Here is an 18484-nt window from a genome sequence, read left to right on the forward strand (position 1 = left end):
GGAAAGGTAAGCAATTAGCTACAACACCGAACAGTATAGCGCATTAAGCGCAACTCACAAAATGCTAGTATCAAGGCAGCACGGCCTGTGCGTGCCTGACAAGGCATGAAGGTTGTCGTCGGCTGCGACAATTTGTCACATTATCCCAAGCCGGCGATGTTGCTATATTTCACCCCCTCATAACAAAAAACTGCCGATACGCCCCGTGTCGTGGCAGCCATGCCTGCCACGATCGCGCATTGCCTCTCGACCCAATATGACGACATCACACCCACTCCTGATCAGGGCCTTGATTGCCGGGATGTTTTCCTCGGCCATGGGCATTTCATATGCCGATGCCGAGGAATCCGCCCAGGCAAAGAACCAGCCGGACGGCACCCAGACCCTGGACACCGTGCACGTCAAGGCAGCCCCCATCAATCACCAGCAGGGCTTGAACATCGACAAGCCGTCCGAGGCAGGCTCCCGGCTCGGATTGACCATCCGCGAGAACCCCGCCTCGGTCGCGGTGGCAAGCCGCCAGCAAATGGAGGAAACGGGCGCGCGTAATTTCCAGGATGCGGCCAACAGCCTGCCCGGCGTGAATGCCTCTGCGCCTCCCGGGCACGGCGGATTCGTTGCCTACAGGGGATTCACCGGCGCACAGGTCAACCAGTTGTTCAACGGCATCAGCTTGCAGTACAACAGCGCCAACCGCCCGGTGGACGCCTGGGTCTACGACCGCGTGGAACTGGTGGGCGGCCCTTCCTCCTTCCTCTACGGCAGCGGCTCCATCGGCGGCAGCCTGAACTATGTCACCAAGCTCGCGACCCGCGACGAGGAAATCCGCGAAGCCCGCCTAAGCTATGCGCGCTACGACACGATGGAGACCGCTCTCGGCCTGAACCATGCGCTGAACGGCAACAACTGGATGCGCCTGGATTTCAGCCGCAACACCAGCAACGGCTATATCGACCGGCAGCAACGCGAGGCGGACAGCCTGGCGTTGTCATGGCTGGCCGACATCACGCCAGAGTTGTCGCATACGCTGGCATTGGAACACCAAGTCGAGCAGGAAGACAGCCCCTACTGGGGCACGCCGACGCTGAACCCGCAGGCCGGCAGGTTGAAAATCGACACGTCCAACCGCTTTGCCAATTACAACGTCGCGGATGGCCGCTATGAACAGCGCGTCACCTGGGCGCGGTCCATCACTGAATACCGGTTCAACGCGCAGACTTCGCTGCGCAACACCTTCTACCACTACACGGGCCAGCGGGATTTCCGCAACCTCGAGGTATACCGCTACAACGCCGACAACAGCGCCGTCTTGCGTTCGGGCGCCTACATGCAGCGCCATGACCAGGAGCTTAACGGCAACCGGGTCGAAATCCTGCACAAGGGCGCGCTGTTCGGCTTGCAAAGCGACTGGTCTTTCGGCGTGGACTACAACGTGAACCGGCAAACCGTGTTCCCGACTTCGGTGAGCAGCGTCTTCGACACGGTTGCGCCCGGCAATCCCGATCCCGGCGGATTCTCCGACATTCCCGGCATGGGCAACGGCCTGCAGAAAGGCCGCAGTACCAAGACCAGGACTTTGTCCGCATTCATCGAAAACCGACAGCTCCTGGCCCAGCGCCTGTCATTGGTGACCGGGCTGCGCTACGACCATATCGACCTGCACCTGGACAACAATCCCGGCGCCAGCCCGGCAACGGTCGACCGGCGCTGGGATGCGTTTACCGGGCGCGCAGGCCTCGTATTCGACGTCACTGAAGACGCCAACCTCTATGCCCAATACAGCACCTCGGCGGAACCGCCTGGCGGTACGCTCACCAGCGCCAGCGCAGCCCAGGTGGACAACAATTTCAAGCTTTCCACTGGTTACCAGGTCGAGGTCGGCAGCAAGTTGAATTACCTCGACGGACGGGGCACCGCCACCATCGCGGCTTACCGCATCGTGCGCAGGGACTTCCCGGTGACGGACCCGCAGGACCGCAACAACACCATCCAGGTGGGCCAGCAGACCTCCACCGGCATCGAGCTTGCCTCTTCCCTGCAGATCACGCCCAAGCTGCGCGCGGAAGGCAATATTGCCTGGGTCAACGCGGAATATGACGACTTCAATGAAGCCGTCGGCACCGCCGTCGTTTCCCGCAAGGGCAGGCACCCGATCAATGTGCCCGACCAGGTCGCCAACCTGCGCCTGCACTATGAGATAGCACCAGGCTGGCAAGCCGGCATCGGCGCGCGCTACGTGGCTTCCGTATACGCCAACAACGCCAATACCATGTGGGTGCCCTCCTACACCTTGTTCGACGTGCATACGAAATACCGCATCAGCAAGAACGCCGACCTGGTCGCCCGTATCCGCAACCTCACGGACGAGACATACGCGCGCTTCATCCACCAGACCAACACCCAATACTATGTCGGCGAGCCGCGCAGCCTTGAAGTTGCGCTGCATATACGTTTTTGAATTAACAAAAGGCCTGAGGAAGGCAGCCGATTAGGCTGCCTTAATGACCTCAAATTGTCGCCATATCGTATTCAATTGGACATGTTGATTTGTCAGTATCGTCCTACAGCAACATCAGCCCAGCCTGATAAGCGGGACTGAATTTTCACTCTACAATCGTGCCCACTTATTTACTTTGCTATCAGGAGCCGCAATGTTTGGCCAGAATCTCGAGCAATCTATTTATGACGCGCAACAAAGCATTCAAGTCCTGCAACCCCTCAAAGACAATATCGAGGCCTACAAGAACGTGCTCACGGTAGAAGACGTATTGAGCCTGATCGAGCAGCAAATCCGGGATGCCAACAAGCGGCGGCAAGCCTTCCTGCTGGCAAAGAAACTCGACCGGCATCTGCCGGATACCGCAAAAGCGGCCTTGATCAATACTTAAATATCATCAATAAAAAAGCCGGCATGAGCCGGCTTTTTTATTGATGGAAACAACTCAATTACTTGATGGGCAAAGGCACCAACTCGCCGCCCTTCATGTCAGGAATCAAGAGGAAGCGCCCATCGGCAGATACTGCGATGTCTGCAGCGGATTGGTGGCCTTCGCTGATTAACTGCGGTGTCGCGCGCGGTTCTGTCAATTGCCAGACCTTGCCGCCGGCCCAGTCGCTGACGTAGAGCAAACCGTCCGTATCCCGCACCAGGCCATCAGCGCCGCCAAAGCCCTGGTTGAGCAGCGTGACGCTCGCCTTCTTGCTGGCGAAATTCACCTGGAACAGTTTGCCGCTGCCGAAATCGGCCACCAGCAGCTTGCCGGGACCGTCGAGCAGCAGCCCGTTCGGGCGCTTGATGCCGGACTTGTCGTTGACCAGCTGGGCAATCTTGCCTTCGGGAGATATCTGGTAGATCGCGCCGTGCTTGCCATTGTCATCGCCGCTGTCCGAGACATAGACGTTGCCCAGCCCGTCGATCTCGATGTCGTTGAGGAACACTGGTTTTTCTTGGAAGTCCCCCGGCTTGGCAATCACGGTCTTGCTGCCGTCCAGCCCGACCCTCACCACCTGGTCCACGTCCGCGACATAAAGCTGGTTGTTGAAGAGGTCGAGGCCCTTGGGATCGTTCAAGCCCTCCGCCAGGGTCTGGCGGCTGCCGTCCTTGTTGATCACGGTGATCTTGCCGTCGCCGTTCTTGCCGAATTCGCCGATCTCGCTGACGAAGATGCGGCCGTCCGGATGTGCAACGGCGGACTCCGGCATTTTCAGACCAGTGACTTTTGCCTGGTGGCCGCTCTTGCCGCGGGCAGGCGCCGCCGCGGCGGATTCGCCGTAGCTGACACGGTAGATGACGCCGCTATAGTCGTCGGACACCAGCAAGGAGCCGTCGTTGAGCTGCAGCACGTCGACGGGACGGCCCCAGGCCTCGCCGTCATTGAGCCAGCCGTCGATGAAGACTTCGTTCGATTTCACCTTGTGGTTTTCGTCGAACACCACGCGCATCAACTGGTAGCCGACAGGCTTGCTGCGGTTCCACGAACCATGCTGGGCGACGATGGCGTTGCCCTGGTATGCGCTCGGGAACTGCTTGCCGGTGTAGAACTTGAAGCCCAGGTTCGCGCTATGCGCCTGAAAGCCGAGCACGGGCGGCGTCACGGCTTGTGGCGGCTTCTTGTTCTGCCAATCCTTGGGGCGCGCATCTTGGCCGCCGACGTAAGGGAAGCCGAAATGCAGTCCGGCCTGCGGTGCGGCGTTGAACTCGTCAGGCGGGATATCGTCGCCCATCATGTCCATGCCGTTGTCGGTGAAGTGCAATACATTGGTGCCGGGCTGGAAATCCAGGCCGACGGAGTTGCGCACGCCCTTGGCGAACACCTCGGTATTCTTGCCATCTGGGTCCATGCGGATGATGGAGGCCTCGATGCCTTGCGGGTCGCACACGTTGCACGGCGCGCCAATCGTCACATAGAGCTTCTTGTCCGGGCCAAACGCAATGTAGCGCCAGCCGTGGTGGGCCTTGTCCGGCAGTTGGTCGTAGATCACTTCGCGCATCTGCTTGAACGGCAGGTTGAGGTCGAAATCGGGCGCGGCATAACGCGTGATGCGGTGCTGCTCGGCCACGTACAGGTGCCCATCCCACATGGCGACGCCATTGCCCACCTTCAGGTCGTCGAGGATGGTGATCACCTCGTCGGCCTTGTGGTCCTTGTTCTTGTCCACCACGGCGTAGACCTTGTTGCCCCGGGTGCCGACGTAGACGGTGCCGGAAGTCCCCAATGCCATTTGCCGTGCGCCAGGCACTTCGGCGTAGACTTCCACCTTGAACCCCTCCGGCACCTTGAGCCGGCCCAGGTTCGCTTCCACATCGGCCAGATCGGCGTTGGCCGACGCCATCCAGCCCATGGCGATCATCAGGCCTAGCACTTTGCTTGTTGTTTTCATCGCGTGTTGGCTCCTTATCAAATAATCTAAGCAGTATGCCAAAAGCATTAATTTCCATATATAGAAATATCTCAATTACACAATTCCATATTCAGGAACAATGGCGGCTTGATCGCCACTAGGAAAATTCCTACAAAAGGATAAGAAATTTCAGGCTTACGCCGTTTAATCAATTCTTAATACTATTCGTCTAAAATGAATTCCATGTATTGAGGACCACATCATGTGCAGAGGCATTAAACTGACCGACCATTCCGGTCTTGAAAAACGAATCGAGTTTCCCCACCCCAAGGCGGCATTGCCGATCCACAGCGCCGAAGGCCATATTAAGTGGCTGCGCTGGGGCAACGACCTTGAAGAGAAAGAAGGCGGCTTTTTCGTCGGCGGCTGGGCTCGCCAAATATCACTGGAACAAGGCAAATGGGACAAGCTCAAGCCAGAACCCGTCGACTTGGTAGCCGAGGAATTCCTGAGCCGCGACCCGGAACGTAATGCGCACTGGATCGACATCCCGCCGGGCCATGCCATCAAAGGCATTATCGCCACCCATCATGACGAGCGCAGGATCTATGTCATCACCACCGAGCCTCCCGAGGAATATGCCTGGATGGATGACCGCTGGCCGTTGATTGCGCCTTCGGCAAGCAATTAAAAAACACAAATAAAGAAGCCTGCGATTGCAGGCTTCTTTATTATTTATTGCCGTGAATCAATGCTTGCCTGGCAGGTTGCAGTATTGGGCAATATCCTCGTCCAATTCGCTGAACCTCGACTCTTCACCTTCGTGCACCTCGACGACAAACTTGCGTGCATCGCCGTAATCCCCGTTTTCAGCCTTCACACGGTATTCTCCGCAGACAACGCTGGTATCGCCGTGACGGACTTCTTCCAAATTCTCCAACTTGGCGGTTTCAGGATTCTCAATATGCTTCAATGCCGTCGCCTTGGCGGTATCCACAGCCTTGCCGTCCAGCATGCGTACCTGGGTAAAAGCGACCCACACCAGTATCAAGGCAATGATGGCAGCAAACAGTTTGGACTTGGATAATCTCATTTCTTCTCCTTTTTATGATGCGAAACAGGTGGCGGCACGCGAGCCGTCATGACCGAAGGCCGTTACATCTTGACGGTGCTTTTATTGAATGCGCCGGGCTTCTGGTGGCAAATCCCCTTGTCAACCAACACAGGCCGTTGATAACGCTCGAAGCCGCGCGGCTTGCCCAGGGCTTGCTTATCCTGCAAGGCGTTCTGCTGAGAGGACAGCGACCGGTCGCTGACGCTCAGCATGGCTCCCTTGTTCATTTGTACCGGCACGGCATGCTGCAGTTCGCTACTGCACAATTCGGCTGCCGGTGCGGCATTGCCTGCGAGGCTGGTCATTGCTAAAAAGGATGACAGAACGAGCACTCGAAATGTTGTCTTCATCTTATTCTCCTTAACAGTCATGCTGGTGATGCTGTTCGATGATGGATTCATGCAAATTATTTGGCATACCGATGAAACTTAACTTGCATTGGTGTTGCCCAATTGACTATGGCTCCATCATAGCCAAGCCGCTTGCGCCTCCCCATAGGACGGCGATGATAGTTTTTGTCAGAAGGCGCTGACATCGCGATCCCAAAACACAAACGAAAAAGCCCCGCTAAGCGGGGCTTTCTCTTGCTTGCTACCAGCTGTTTAGAACAACAGCCAGATCAATACCAGGACCGTAATGGGGACACCCAGTAACCATGCGATGATATAAGGCATATATCTCTCCTTTAGCTAATTAATATGTATTTCTGGCTGCGGCATGCACCAGGTTACGCGCAGTCAGGGAACCGGCGACCACGGCAGCGATCAGGCTCAGCAGGAACCCGAGGGTAGCCCAGAGCGCAAACTTGGCGGCCGCTTCAGCTGCCTTGTCGGCGGCTTCCTTGGCTTTTTCCTTGCCGGCTGCATAAGCGTCCTCAAGCTTTTTCACTTCCTCGTCGGCTTGCTCCTTGGAAACGCCTGTCGCGTCTGCCAATGTGGATACGACACGGTCACGGTCGATGGCGCGGCTAGCTTCATCAGGGTTGGCCAGGTAGCGGCTCAATGCGTGCCAGTAAGCACCGCCGCCGCCACGATGGCCCTTGCCCTGGTTCTCCTCGGTCACCTGTTGGTCCACGCTGTTCTTGGCATTACGGAAGAACTCTTCCACTTCCTGCTTCAGTTCGCCGCCGGGCCCATTGGTCGCAAGCAAAGTGCCGCCGGCGACGGCGCCGCTGCCGGCAATGCCGAGCGCACCTGCGGTTGTCTTGAATGCGCCGCCAGCGAGGTTTGTGAATACGCAAGCGCCCGCGATTGTGGCCAATGCCCAGATGACGATGCCCAGCAATGCGCCGCGGCAACGCGTGATTTCACCGGAGGACAAGACGGCAACGATGGTTCCCGCTGTCAGCGAGAATATCCATGACACGATCCACCACAATGCCGCTCCAATGCCAAATGCCTCGGCTGTAGGCGTACTGCCTGGATCGGTCGGCTCTACGAAACTGAAGCCCACGCCTGTGCCCAACAGGCTCAAGATCAGCTGTATCGCCACCGCCACGGCCAACCCGGCCAGGATTGCCCGCCATGAAATGGGTAAGACCAGCCAGTCATCCCTCCTTGCTGCTTCGCTATGCAACGTTGCCATATTTGCCTCCTAAACATATTTGAGTGGTTGTTTTATTTCTAGCCTCGAATGCGGCTGAGAAGCAGATTAGGAGAAGCAGAGCAGCAACGTCATAGGCAAACTGCTCGAATAGTTGTCAGAACGGTCCTACGCGTATGTGCAGGGCGTCAAACTTCATTTTTTCCTACAAAGAAGCGCTATATTGTCCTACATCGTCGATACCGCATTGTGAGTAGCATATGGGAATCTCTTCATTGCCCTAGACTTAGCGCGCCATGAAAAAAATTGCATTGATCAGCCAGGACAGCTTGGTCAACTATTCGCTCAGCCATCTGCTTTCGCAGCACAAGGAAATGCAGATCAAGCATGTGCTGGCGAATATCGACGAGGAAAAGATCAGGAAACTGCGGGCCAAGCGGCAGCTCGACTTGGTCATCGTCTGCGTGTCTTCCTGCAAGAGGGACGGGTTGGAGCTGCTGTCGCACTTGCGCGGCATTGCGCCGCATATCCCCGTGCTGTTGCTCAGCAATACCGAAGACGAGCATTTCCTGCTCAACTTCATCCGTTGCGGCAGCAAGGGCTACCTCGACAAATATGCTGGTGAAGGCGACCTGCTCCAGGCCATAGAAACGGTGTCTGGCGGAAAATATTACCTGCCGGAAAAACTCAGGCTGGCGCTGCAGGCGGAACAAGAGCCCCTCCCGCACGAGCAGCTTTCCAAGCGCGAATTCCAGGTGTTCCTGAAATTCATCCAGCGCAAAACCATTGCGACTGTGGCGCGCGAACTGAACGTCACCGCGGGCGCTGTCAGCGTGTTCCGCAGCCGGGTGTTGAAGAAACTCAACTTCAAGAGCAATGCCGACTTCATCTTCTATGCATTGCAGCACCACTTGCTGACATTGCCAGACATACAACCCCAGCATTCCCCTACCTAGCATGCATTAAGCAGTCAGGCTGTGTGCAGCCCGACTGCTTAGCCTGTTCACGATCTTTTGTGGCGTGACGCGTGAACAGGCCCTTGTGCCTACTTTTCCATCCAGAGGAATTGGTCGTTATCGGTCTTGATGAAGAAATGGCCGTTCTTGTCTATCTTCAATGCGCGAATGCGGTATTCGTTCAATACCGGTTCGGCATATATCAGGCGCTCGCCTTCCTTGCGCATGTATAGCAGGGAATTGGCGGCCATCCCCGCGACGAAGAAGCCGCCTTCCCAATACTCGTTCTTGCCGGTCTTGGGATATTTGGCGATGGCGCCCACGCCGATGGAGGGGTTGAATACGAACGCGGGCTTCTCGAACTTCTCGTGCGAGTTGTACTTGTTGCCGTAGTAGTTGCCCATGCCCTCGCGCTCGTACAAGGTGCCGTAGCTCACCACCGGCCAACCGTAGTTCCGGCCATGCTTGATGAGGTTGATTTCATCCCCGCCCTTGGGCCCGTGTTCGGTTTCCCACAACTCATTGCTTTCACGGTCGAAATACAACCCGCCGGAAGGAGAGCGCAAGCCCGAGGCATAGATCTCGGCGCTGGCATCACGCAGGTTGATCTTGATCATCTTGCCGAGCGCAGTGGTTGGGTCCTGCACCCCGTCGGGCTTGGAAAAATCCCCCACGCCCAGGAACATGGTGTCGTCATCCGCGCCCAATACCAGCTTGCCGCCCACTTGGTGGCCGAGGAAAGGCTCCTTGATCGCCGGGTAGGTGACGAAGATATCCTTGCGGAAGGTCAGCTCGGCATTCTCCTGGTCGAGCTCGAAGGCGGATACCGCCAGCCTGGCGCCGTTCGCCTCGTGGTCCCAGGTGGTATAGGCCACATAGAGGGTATTGCCGACCAGTAACGAATCCTTGACCCCGGCCAGCTCCTTGCAATACACCAGGTTGTCATAATCATCGCCCTTGCTTTCCTCGCGCTCTTCCAGCCCGGGCTTGGTCAATGCGTCGGCGTTCTTGGTTATCTCGATCTCGTTGGATTCGTTGATCTTGGTGAAATAGACCTCGCCACACTTGGTGATGAAGAGGAATTGCTTGTTGCCCAGCATTTCGAAGGGGCCGGTGGGATATTGATCGCTGAACGGCAGTTCGCGGACTTCGAGCTCTTCGGTGCCGAAGATCGAGGATAGCTTGGCCTGGCGCGGGTCTGGCACCATTTCATCCACATCGACGCTGGCAAAATAGCCCTGGCCGAAAGGCCACCATTGCATGTGGTATTGACCCGCTCCGGCAAAAAACAATGCAATGCCAATTATCAGGAGCAACAGAGAAAGAAAAAACTTTTTGTATTTTTTAATAATATGCATACGCTGCCTTATTCATATTGATTTGTATAGGAAATTTCTGCAGCAGAACTCCCTTTTGCAAATGACAAGCGCATTGATCAAAAGTTGCTGAGCCGTCAGCTCATGCTGTCGCACTCTGCCTCTTCCGCCACATGCCAACGGTTGCGCCCCGCCAGTTTTGCCTTATACATCGCCTTGTCGGCTTGCCGCAACAAGACATCGTCGGTGATGTGCTGCTCGGAGCTCAATGCAATGCCGATGCTGGCGGAAATGTGCAGCCCGCCTTCCACCGGGCGCGCCAGTTCCTGCACCAGCTTCTCGGCAATCCTGATGGCGTCCTCAGCCCCGTGGATATCCTCCAGCACCACGACGAATTCGTCCCCGCCCAGCCGGGCGGTCACGTCGCTCACGCGCGTCACCTTGCGCAGGCGCGCAGCCACCACCTGCAGCACCAGGTCGCCGGCGGCATGGCCGTAAGTATCGTTGATTTCCTTGAAGCCATCCAGGTCGATCAGCAGCACCGCCACGAGGCCCTTGTCCCGTCCCGCCCGGGCAAGCGCACGCTTGAGGCTGTCGTTCATGAGAGTGCGGTTCGCCAACCCGGTCAAGGCGTCGTGCAATGCCATGTAGCGCAGCTCGCGCTCCTTGTGGCGCAGCTGGGTGTTGACTGTCTCTATTTCCTTGGTGCGCAAGGCCACCCGCTCTTCCAGGTCGTGTTCCGTCTTGATCAGGGCATCCACGAGCTCCTGCTTGGCGTTCAGCGTGTCGCGCTGCGCCTGCTCCTTTTCCTTGCGCATGATGGTGATGCGGTCCGCCAGGGCAAATGACAGCATGAGCATCTCGATGGCGGAGCCGAGCTGCATGGAATAGATGGTAAAGGCGTTGGTGGGCACCCAGCCGAGATTGCGCAAGCCGAGAATCACGACCCCGGCCAGCACTGCGCTCCACGCCAGCAGGAAATAGAACGCGCCCGGGTTCCTGCGCATATAGGATACGACCGCCACCGAAGTGACGAACAATGAAAACACCACGCCGGACAATGACACCAGCAGCGCTGAAAACCGGTATGACAGCGCCAACGGCGACAGCATGATCAAGGCAAACAATACGGCGAACGCGAGCATCAGCCGGTCCAGCCTCGGAAAATTGCCGCGCGTGTTCAGAAAGATGCGGCTGAAAAACACGCCGAAGAAACCAGTGGCCGCCATGCCGCAAGGCAGGGCGATATTGCCCCACTCGGGCCAGGCAGGCCAGAGAAACTGGTTCCCCAGGCCGTTCAACGACGCCTGCGCCACCACCATGCTGCCGACGAAAGCCACGTAAAACAGGAATACGGTTTCGCGCGTGGAGAGGTAGATCAGGAAATTGTAGAAAAACAGGGCAAGCAGGGCGCCGTAATACAAGCTCAGCAAAGAATAGGCATACTGGTCATGCGCATGCATCGCCTTGACCTGCCAGAGGTTGACCGGCACCGTCAACGTCCCCTGCGACACGACCTTGATGTAAATGACATGCTCCCCCGCCGGCAGCTTGAGCGGGAAGACCAGATTGCGGTGCGGGTAAGGCCGCTGGTTGAAAGGATAGATATCGCCAGCCATCTGCCGCTGATAGACGCCGTTACTGTCCGGGCTATACACCTCGACATGGTCCAGGGAGGCAAAAGCGACTTCCAGCAAGCGGTCCTCGACGCTATCGGCCGCCACGGACACCGGCAGCGCAAACCAAAACGCGGAACGGGAGTAGCCAAGGTTGACGTTGCCGCGCTCATTCAACGCAGGCTTCCATGCGCCGCCCTGCTGCAAAGCCGGCAAGTCCTTCAACGCAAGCTGATGGCCTGGATCCTCCAGGTATTGCAGGAACAGGCCGGCGTGCGCCAGCGCATGGCTGGCATCCAGGTGCAACGCGGCAGGTTGCGCCCAGGCCCAGGCATGGCAGATCAGCAGCAGAATCAATATGACTAGCCTACGCAACCACTCCCCTTCTCCGCGTTATGATGTTATTGCATCATGACGACAATATCTCCTGCTGATGGCGGGAAACAAACTCCATAATGTTGTTTGCCGGCAGGGGCTTGCTGAAATAATATCCCTGGGCGCTATCACAGCCCTGGGCGCGCAAATATTCCAATTGTGCTTCAGTTTCGACGCCCTCCGCCACCAGTCCCAATCCCAGAATGCGCGCAAGCGCGATGGTGGCGGCACAAATCGCCGCGTCGTTCGGGTCGGTCTCGATATCCTTGACGAAGGAGCGGTCTATCTTCAGGCGCGTCAAGGGCAGCAGCTTGAGATAACTCAGGGAGGAATATCCCGTACCAAAGTCATCGATCGCCAACGCGACCCCTTTGTTCTTCAGTTTCTTCATGCGCGGGATGGTCTGCTCGGGATCGTCCATGGCCGCGCTTTCGGTGATCTCGAGCTCAAGCATCCCCGGCTTGATATTATGCGCCGAAATCAAGCTGTCAATCAGGGTAAACAGATGCCTGGATTTTAATTGACGCGCAGAAATATTGACAGAAATACATACCTCTTCCAAACCTTGCTGGCTCCACTGGCTGATTTGCCGGCACGCCTCGCGCAACACCCACTCGCCCAGCGGAATCACGAGGTTGCATTCCTCCGCGATCCTGATGAACTTATCCGGGTACACCATGCCCCATTCCGGATGGTTCCAGCGCACCAAGGCCTCCATGCCGATGATGCGCCCGGTGGCGATCTCCACCTGCGGCTGGTAGTGCAGCTCGAACTCGTCCCGCAGCAACGCCTGGCGCAAATGGTTCTCCATATGCATGCGCTCATTGATTTCCTCGCGCATCTTTTCGGTGAAGAACTTGAAATTGTTCTTGCCGGAAGACTTGGCCTCATACATCGCGGTATCGACATTCTTGAGCAGGCTATGGGCGTCGCTGCCGTCGCGAGGAGAAATCCCGATGCCGATGCTGGAAGACGAATGCAGCTCATAGCCCTCGATCAGGTAAGGCTGCGCCAGACGCTGCAGCACCTGCTCCGCCACGCGGCCCACTATCTGCGGCGCCTGCTGGTTGTCTAGCACGATCACGAACTCGTCCCCGCCGAGCCTGGCCACCAGCCCCTGGTCGGCAACACAGGAAACCAGGCGCCTCGCCACTTCCACCAATAGCTGGTCCCCGACATGGTGCCCCAGGGTGTCGTTGATGATCTTGAAGTTATCAAGGTCGAGGATCATCACGCCGATGGGCTGCGCGTTTGCCAGTCTTTCTTCCAGCCCGTTATAGAGGCTCATGCGGTTCGGCAGGCCGGTGAGCGTATCGGTATGCGCGAGGTCATGGATCCTGGCCTCGTTGGCCTTTCGATCGCTGATATCGCTGAAGGTATTGATGTAGCACTCGGCCCTGCCGTCCTGGCCGGTCACGGTGGTAATGGTCAGCGCCACGGGGAAGACATGGCCTTGCTTGTGCCGCATCAAGGTCTCTCCCTGCCAGACGCCTTTCTCGCTGACGGAAAAATAAGCCTGCTGCCGGCTTTCCGCCATCATGTGCTCGGCCGCAAGAAAACTGACCGGCATGCCCAGCAACTCCTGCGCCGAATATCCCGTCAAGTCGGTGACAGCGGGATTGATACCGATCACTTCATCGGCCGGGCTGGCAATCAGCATGCCTTCGCTCGAGGAGGTAAATACGCTGGTGGCCAGGCGCGTCCTGGCGTCACGTTGACGCAATTGCTGGATGGTGCGCAGCCAGACATAGGCGAGCGTCGCCAAGGCCAGGGCCAGAGATACGCCGATCCAGAAAATCCAGTCGTCCGGCTGCGCCAGGTGCCCCCAGCCCTTGGTCGGCATGCTGGCAAGCTGCCAGTAAACATGCCCGTCCAGGGTAATGTCCAGCAACACCGGGTTATGGCTGAACAAGGCGCTGTCCCCGCTGATCATTTCAGCATAGCCGCGGTCATCCAGGCGCCGCAGGGCATAACTCAGGACCGGGCCGTGCACCTGCAAGCCCGCTGCCTGCAATAGGCTGTCGATATCAAGCGCGACCGAAGCGGCACCCCAATAGGATTCCTGGCCGGCCTGGTCAAACACGAACAAAGGCAAGCGGTGCACCAGGCCGCGCCCGCCCTGCACCAGGTCAATCGGCCCGATCAATTCCGGATGCCGCGACTGCTCCAGAGAGACCTCCTGGCCGATCGCCTGGGCCTGGTAGCGCAACCCGAGCAGCTTTTCATTGCCTGCCAGGGGATATACGTAGCGCACCACATTGCCGGGCGCCATGGTGATGGTCTTGAGGTGGCGCCCGTAATGCACCAGGCTGGCCACGACACGGTTGAAACTGTCGGCATTGAAATTGGGATTGGCCGCGACATAGGTGGTCAGGCCCAGCCCAAGATGGATGGAACTGTTCAGCTCACCTTCGATACGCGCACGCACGCCTGCGGCCAAGGTCGTCACGTAATGGCGCTCTTCCTTGACCTTGGCTTGATGGTCAATCTCGTGGATATAGAAAGCGAGGCCAAGCAGGGAGATACCGATCAGGACTGCCACGATCAGGGGCGAGTAAAACCTCCATCCTCCTGGTGCAATGCTGAATTGGCCGCCCTGGTCAGAAAACATGTTTTTTTAGGTTCTTTGGTTTGAAAATGGTGCGCTAATTGTAACTTGGCTTGCCGGCCCATCGACCGGCAAAAGAGAATGGGAAGCCGCCCCTTAATCAATTAACGGCTGGATCCAGGAAAGATTGAATTTTTTAGGCTACCTGGGCCGGTAGCGGATGGTGTGGTTCGTGCTTGCAATACCGTACATGATTCAGCACGGAGGACACGGCGATGCTCCTGATCCTGCTTATCGCCCTGATTGTACTATCGCCCCTGGCAATGACGAATGCATTTTCACATATCCTGCTGGTCAGCATTTATGCAGGGCTCGCCCACCTAGCGAGCTTCATTGCGATCGCCGCCCTGCTGCGCCATGTCATGCGCCGGCAACAGGTTGCCAACTGGCGCGCAAGGCGGCTGCGCTCGTGATTTCAGTTACTGCCAGACATACCCGAGGTTGAAGATCAGCGCACTATCCGTGCTCTTGCGTCCCTCAGCCGGCTGTCCGGCCCAATCCAGGTTGTACTGGATCGAGGCATTGAAGTTGTTGATGATAGGGAAGCGCAAGCCGGTCTTGGTGAAAGCCAGCGCATTGCTTGCGTTGTCCAGGCCCAGCAGGACTTCATGCTCATGGAAGAACTGGGTGCTGCCGCCGAAGACCCGCTGATCGTACTTCAACGCCCAACGTGCGCCCGGGTAGCTCTCGTTCTCGGCTTCGTAATAATTGACCGTCACATAGTTCAAACCGCCTTCGACGAAGAGGTTGAGGTCAGGCCGTTCATATACCTGGTAACCGCTACCGACGCCGGTTGTCGTCCGCAGCTTGATGTCGCGGAAGCGGTCGTTTTCCAGCGTGTTGTTGGCATAGACGTACCACTTGTTGCTGATGAAGCGGTCCAGCTTGATGGAGGAGCGGTTGTTGAACTGCGTATTCTCGCCGTTGTTAGTCGCGCGGTTGACCACGGCGGCCACCGTCAGGCGGTGGTTGAGCGTACGTGCGATCGATTCGCCGTCAAGACGGATCGTGGTGGTGTCGGTATTACCCTGCGTAACGGAGCCGCCCAGGTTGATACGGCCGCTCCAGTTGACCCCGACGCCGGACAATTCTGGCGTCGGGTTGATGTAAAGCAGGTCAGCCAGGGGAATCTCTTTCTCCTCGTACTGCTTCTTGCCGTCCTCCTCGTCATCTAGCTGCACCAGCTTGATCGTGGCCTTGCCGTTATCGTAACTTTCCAGCGTCGTCTTTAGGTTGGAGCGGTCCGTCAGCGTAACGGCCAGCGGCTCATCCGTCTTGATAGTCTCAATCTCGGACCAGGTAACCTGGATGTCGCCCGCATACGAGGTCTTGAACACCACCTTCTCGTTGAATTTACGCACCACCTTGCCGGTGATGACGTCACCATTCTTCAGGCGGATCTCATCGGCCCCGGCCGACAACGGCAATACTCCCAAGCCTACCGCCACGGCACTGGCAATAGTGAAGCCTTTCCAAACAACACGATACAAAATTGATCCTTTCTGGCTCCGTCCCTTGCGGGACTCTGGCCCATAATCCGATATAGAACGACGTTCAAATTACGAATGACTTGGTGACACACACCTGTCCCATGGTCAAGCAACTGCAACACGGCTTTAGCTGATACTGACTTCGCGCTTCACAGGCTTGTCCTGGAAAGCTCCCCGAACAGACTCGCCCATCGATAGGCCGAGACGGGCGGATGATATGCAACTTGATTAAAACTAGATATCCGTAATGGCTATTATTCTATTCTTCAATAATCGATGAGATCAAACCTCGGCCAAAGAGTTCAGCATCAGTTTGCTCCAGCCTACGATCGCAGCGCCGATTATGCGAAAATAGCCATCTCACTACTACACCGCATCCCGAGGAAGAGTCCGCATGAACAAACTCGCCATCATCCTGCTTGCCGCCCTGTCGCTGCACGCCACTGCCGCATTGGCCGTATGCAAGGACTATGGCAACTTCAAGCCGGAAGACGGCAGCCAGGTGGTCGGCGGAGTCGCATTCGCGGACTACAAGGAAGACAAGATAGACGCCTACTTTTATGGCGAAATGTGCTGGACCGCCTCCGAAATCGCCGAGGAAGGCAACCGCCGTATTTTCTACAAGCTGATCGCCGGCCATGATGCCAACGGCCGTATCGCAGGCTACGTGCCGCTGGCCGAATCGGCGCCCGCCATGTTCACCTGCCCGCAAGGCAGCGTGCAAGCCCCGTCCGATGGCTACTTCGACAAGGTAGACGGCCCCAGGCCCGGCTTCCGCACCCTGGTTTGCAAAACCACGCAGACTTCGCCATAAGTTTGACATCTGCGGGCAATATCATGTCCGCAACCGCACAAACCCAGGCATGAAGGCTTGCATAAAGCTATAATAATCAACTTTTTTACAATACCAATACCGTGCCATGCCTGGTTACCCTCCGGGCGGCGGTGAGAAAAGAATGAGCCCATACCAGAAAATTGCGACTGACGATGTTCGCATCAAGGAAATCAAGGAGCTGAGATTACCGTCCGAGCTGCTTGAGGAGCTGCCCGCCAGTACCGCCATTACCGACAATATCGTGGCTACCCGCAGCGCCATTCATAAAATCCTGCACAGCGCCGACGACAGGCTGCTCGTCATCATCGGCCCCTGCTCCATCCACGACTACGATGCCGGGCTGGAATACGCCCGCCGCCTGGTCGCCCTGCGCGCGCGCTTCGAGCACGAGCTGCTGCTCGTGATGCGGGTCTATTTCGAAAAGCCGCGCACCACCGTGGGCTGGAAGGGCCTGATCAACGACCCCTTCCTCGACGGCAGCTACCGCATCAACGAGGGCCTGGAACTGGCTCGCCGCTTCCTGCTGGACGTCAACGCCCTCGGCATGCCTGCCGGCACCGAGTTCCTCGACGTCATCACCCCTCAATACACCGCAGACCTTGTCAGCTGGGGAGCGATCGGCGCCCGTACGACCGAATCGCAGATCCACCGCGAACTGGCATCGGGCCTCTCCTGTCCGGTAGGCTTCAAGAACGGCACGGACGGCAATATCCGCATTGCGGTCGACGCCATCAAGGCAGCGGCCAGCCCGCACCATTTCCTCTCCGTGACCAAGGAAGGCCGTTCCGCCATCATCTCCACCAGCGGCAACGAGGATTGCCACGTCATCCTGCGCGGCGGCAAGACGCCGAACTACGATGCCGCCAGCGTGGAAGATGCCGCGCGCGAGCTCGCCAATGCGGGATTGGCCGCCAAGGTCATGATCGACTGCTCGCATGCCAACAGCCTCAAGCAGTTCAAGCGCCAGATCGACGTCGTCGCCGACGTCACCAGCCAGATTGCCAGCGGGGACGACCGCATCGTCGGCCTGATGATAGAGTCGCACCTCAACGAAGGCAGGCAGGACCTGGTTCCGGGTTGCCAGCTCGAATACGGCAAGTCCATCACCGACGGCTGCCTGGGCTGGGACGACTCCATCACCCTGCTCGACAGCCTGGCCGAAAGCGTACGCCAGCGCCGCAAGCGCCAGGAAGAAACCGAATAAGGCCGAGAACCGGAACCTGACATGCAGTCCTCAGCCTCATGGCGGCCGATGCAGGCAAGCGACTTGCCAACCGTCATGCAGATAGCCGCGCAGGTGCATCCCGGCTACCCGGAAGACCTAGCGGTCTTCACCGAGCGCCAGCAGCTATACCCGCAAGGTTGCTGGATACGGCAACAAGCGAGCCACATCTGCGGCTACCTGGTCAGCCATCCCTGGCAGCTCGGCATACCTCCCAGCCTCAACAGCCTGCTGCATGCGCTGCCCAGCCGGGCGACCACCTATTACCTGCACGATATTGCCCTGCTGCCGTCTGCACGCGGCGCGAATGCCGCTGGCGATATCCTCGCGCAACTATATGCACAGGCCGCACATGAACGCCTGGACAACCTCTCGCTTATCGCCGTCAATCGCTCATTCCGCTTCTGGCAGCGGCAACAATTCCAGTCAGCCAACCATCTTGTCCCGGCAGCGAAACTGCAAAGTTACGATGGCGCCGCTAGCTACATGGTGCGTGCGCTGGCTTGATTCAAACCTGCTCAAGCGGCAGGCATGAAAAAGCCCGGCTAGGCCGGGCCGTTTGCATGCG

16 protein-coding genes are annotated in these 18484 nt (G+C 57.7%); 8 read left to right on the plus strand and 8 right to left on the minus strand.

The genetic code is table 11. The features are described 5' to 3' along the window. Positions 1-256: 256 nt before the first annotated feature. Together ACW4YW_RS13685 and ACW4YW_RS13690 are read left to right on the plus strand one after the other, a co-directional pair. Positions 257-2458 carry a TonB-dependent receptor gene (locus ACW4YW_RS13685; protein WP_457138058.1) on the plus strand — a complete coding sequence of 734 codons (2202 nt, stop codon included), beginning with the start codon at positions 257-259 and terminating at the stop codon, positions 2456-2458. A 193-nt stretch (positions 2459-2651) separates the two neighbouring features. Beyond that, a complete protein-coding gene (locus tag ACW4YW_RS13690; protein ID WP_407995698.1) occupies positions 2652-2888 on the plus strand; it encodes a hypothetical protein in 237 nt (78 codons plus the stop codon). A 58-nt stretch (positions 2889-2946) separates the two neighbouring features. Here ACW4YW_RS13690 and ACW4YW_RS13695 read toward each other — a convergent pair whose 3' ends face one another. Further along, on the minus strand, positions 2947-4881 hold the full coding sequence (locus ACW4YW_RS13695; RefSeq protein WP_457138059.1) for a PQQ-dependent sugar dehydrogenase: 1935 nt from the start codon (positions 4879-4881) through the stop codon (positions 2947-2949). 223 nt (positions 4882-5104) lie between these two features. Here ACW4YW_RS13695 and ACW4YW_RS13700 point away from each other — a divergent pair, with 223 nt between their 5' ends. Continuing rightward, on the plus strand, positions 5105-5533 hold the full coding sequence (locus ACW4YW_RS13700) for a hypothetical protein (protein ID WP_407995696.1): 429 nt from the start codon (positions 5105-5107) through the stop codon (positions 5531-5533). A 57-nt stretch (positions 5534-5590) separates the two neighbouring features. Here the strand turns inward: ACW4YW_RS13700 and ACW4YW_RS13705 are convergent, their stop codons facing one another. From ACW4YW_RS13705 to ACW4YW_RS13715, 3 genes are all read right to left on the minus strand, one after another. Next, a complete protein-coding gene (locus ACW4YW_RS13705; protein WP_407995695.1) occupies positions 5591-5935 on the minus strand; it encodes a hypothetical protein in 345 nt (114 codons plus the stop codon). Between the two features lie 62 nt (positions 5936-5997). Beyond that, positions 5998-6306, minus strand: a complete 309-nt coding sequence (locus tag ACW4YW_RS13710; protein ID WP_457138060.1) for a hypothetical protein — start codon at positions 6304-6306, stop codon at positions 5998-6000. Between the two features lie 343 nt (positions 6307-6649). Beyond that, positions 6650-7540 carry a hypothetical protein gene (locus ACW4YW_RS13715; RefSeq protein WP_457138061.1) on the minus strand — a complete coding sequence of 297 codons (891 nt, stop codon included), beginning with the start codon at positions 7538-7540 and terminating at the stop codon, positions 6650-6652. A gap of 254 nt (positions 7541-7794) precedes the next feature. Here ACW4YW_RS13715 and ACW4YW_RS13720 point away from each other — a divergent pair, with 254 nt between their 5' ends. After that, positions 7795-8454, plus strand: a complete 660-nt coding sequence (locus ACW4YW_RS13720) for a LuxR C-terminal-related transcriptional regulator (protein ID WP_457138062.1) — start codon at positions 7795-7797, stop codon at positions 8452-8454. An 89-nt stretch (positions 8455-8543) separates the two neighbouring features. Here ACW4YW_RS13720 and ACW4YW_RS13725 read toward each other — a convergent pair whose 3' ends face one another. The 3 genes from ACW4YW_RS13725 to ACW4YW_RS13735 form a co-directional block, all read right to left on the minus strand. Next, complete coding sequence (locus tag ACW4YW_RS13725) at positions 8544-9716, minus strand: PQQ-dependent sugar dehydrogenase (RefSeq protein ID WP_457138063.1); 1173 nt, start codon at positions 9714-9716, stop codon at positions 8544-8546. 191 nt (positions 9717-9907) lie between these two features. Then, positions 9908-11761, minus strand: coding sequence for a diguanylate cyclase domain-containing protein (locus ACW4YW_RS13730; protein ID WP_457138064.1), 1854 nt, complete (start codon positions 11759-11761; stop codon positions 9908-9910). Between the two features lie 34 nt (positions 11762-11795). Then, the gene (locus tag ACW4YW_RS13735) at positions 11796-14372 is read right to left on the minus strand and encodes a bifunctional diguanylate cyclase/phosphodiesterase (RefSeq protein ID WP_457138065.1); all 2577 of its coding nucleotides are present in this window, start codon (positions 14370-14372) and stop codon (positions 11796-11798) included. A 212-nt stretch (positions 14373-14584) separates the two neighbouring features. Between ACW4YW_RS13735 and ACW4YW_RS13740 the strand changes: the two genes are divergently transcribed. Continuing rightward, positions 14585-14782, plus strand: a complete 198-nt coding sequence (locus ACW4YW_RS13740; RefSeq protein WP_457138066.1) for a hypothetical protein — start codon at positions 14585-14587, stop codon at positions 14780-14782. 6 nt (positions 14783-14788) lie between these two features. Here the strand turns inward: ACW4YW_RS13740 and ACW4YW_RS13745 are convergent, their stop codons facing one another. Then, positions 14789-15859, minus strand: a complete 1071-nt coding sequence (locus ACW4YW_RS13745; protein ID WP_457138067.1) for a DUF481 domain-containing protein — start codon at positions 15857-15859, stop codon at positions 14789-14791. A 394-nt stretch (positions 15860-16253) separates the two neighbouring features. On the opposite strand from ACW4YW_RS13745, the gene ACW4YW_RS13750 reads away from it, so the two are divergent. The 3 genes from ACW4YW_RS13750 to ACW4YW_RS13760 all read left to right on the plus strand — a co-directional run bounded on the left by ACW4YW_RS13750 (position 16254) and on the right by ACW4YW_RS13760 (position 18423). Further along, entirely contained in the window at positions 16254-16673 is a 420-nt protein-coding gene (locus tag ACW4YW_RS13750) for a hypothetical protein (RefSeq protein ID WP_457138068.1), read from the plus strand. A 142-nt stretch (positions 16674-16815) separates the two neighbouring features. Then, positions 16816-17898 carry a 3-deoxy-7-phosphoheptulonate synthase AroG gene (gene aroG / locus ACW4YW_RS13755; RefSeq protein WP_457138069.1) on the plus strand — a complete coding sequence of 361 codons (1083 nt, stop codon included), beginning with the start codon at positions 16816-16818 and terminating at the stop codon, positions 17896-17898. A gap of 21 nt (positions 17899-17919) precedes the next feature. After that, the gene (locus ACW4YW_RS13760) at positions 17920-18423 is read left to right on the plus strand and encodes a GNAT family N-acetyltransferase (RefSeq protein WP_457138070.1); all 504 of its coding nucleotides are present in this window, start codon (positions 17920-17922) and stop codon (positions 18421-18423) included. The last annotated feature ends 61 nt before the right edge of the window (positions 18424-18484 follow it).

The sequence above is a fragment of the Methylobacillus pratensis genome, assembly GCF_054072455.1.

What these genes read in the sequence shown, in the direction of transcription:
- ACW4YW_RS13725 (WP_457138063.1), bottom strand. Translation starts at nt 9,716, where the DNA reads ATGCAATGGTGGCCTTTCGGCCAGGGCTATTTTGCCAGCGTCGATGTG.
- ACW4YW_RS13740 (WP_457138066.1), top strand. Translation starts at nt 14,585, where the DNA reads ATGCTCCTGATCCTGCTTATCGCCCTGATTGTACTATCGCCCCTGGCA.
- ACW4YW_RS13690 (WP_407995698.1), top strand. Translation starts at nt 2,652, where the DNA reads ATGTTTGGCCAGAATCTCGAGCAATCTATTTATGACGCGCAACAAAGC.
- aroG (WP_457138069.1), top strand. Translation starts at nt 16,816, where the DNA reads ATGAGCCCATACCAGAAAATTGCGACTGACGATGTTCGCATCAAGGAA.
- ACW4YW_RS13710 (WP_457138060.1), bottom strand. Translation starts at nt 6,306, where the DNA reads ATGAAGACAACATTTCGAGTGCTCGTTCTGTCATCCTTTTTAGCAATG.
- ACW4YW_RS13760 (WP_457138070.1), top strand. Translation starts at nt 17,920, where the DNA reads ATGCAGTCCTCAGCCTCATGGCGGCCGATGCAGGCAAGCGACTTGCCA.
- ACW4YW_RS13700 (WP_407995696.1), top strand. Translation starts at nt 5,105, where the DNA reads ATGTGCAGAGGCATTAAACTGACCGACCATTCCGGTCTTGAAAAACGA.
- ACW4YW_RS13695 (WP_457138059.1), bottom strand. Translation starts at nt 4,881, where the DNA reads ATGAAAACAACAAGCAAAGTGCTAGGCCTGATGATCGCCATGGGCTGG.
- ACW4YW_RS13685 (WP_457138058.1), top strand. Translation starts at nt 257, where the DNA reads ATGACGACATCACACCCACTCCTGATCAGGGCCTTGATTGCCGGGATG.
- ACW4YW_RS13720 (WP_457138062.1), top strand. Translation starts at nt 7,795, where the DNA reads ATGAAAAAAATTGCATTGATCAGCCAGGACAGCTTGGTCAACTATTCG.
- ACW4YW_RS13750 (WP_457138068.1), top strand. Translation starts at nt 16,254, where the DNA reads ATGAACAAACTCGCCATCATCCTGCTTGCCGCCCTGTCGCTGCACGCC.
- ACW4YW_RS13705 (WP_407995695.1), bottom strand. Translation starts at nt 5,935, where the DNA reads ATGAGATTATCCAAGTCCAAACTGTTTGCTGCCATCATTGCCTTGATA.
- ACW4YW_RS13735 (WP_457138065.1), bottom strand. Translation starts at nt 14,372, where the DNA reads ATGTTTTCTGACCAGGGCGGCCAATTCAGCATTGCACCAGGAGGATGG.
- ACW4YW_RS13715 (WP_457138061.1), bottom strand. Translation starts at nt 7,540, where the DNA reads ATGGCAACGTTGCATAGCGAAGCAGCAAGGAGGGATGACTGGCTGGTC.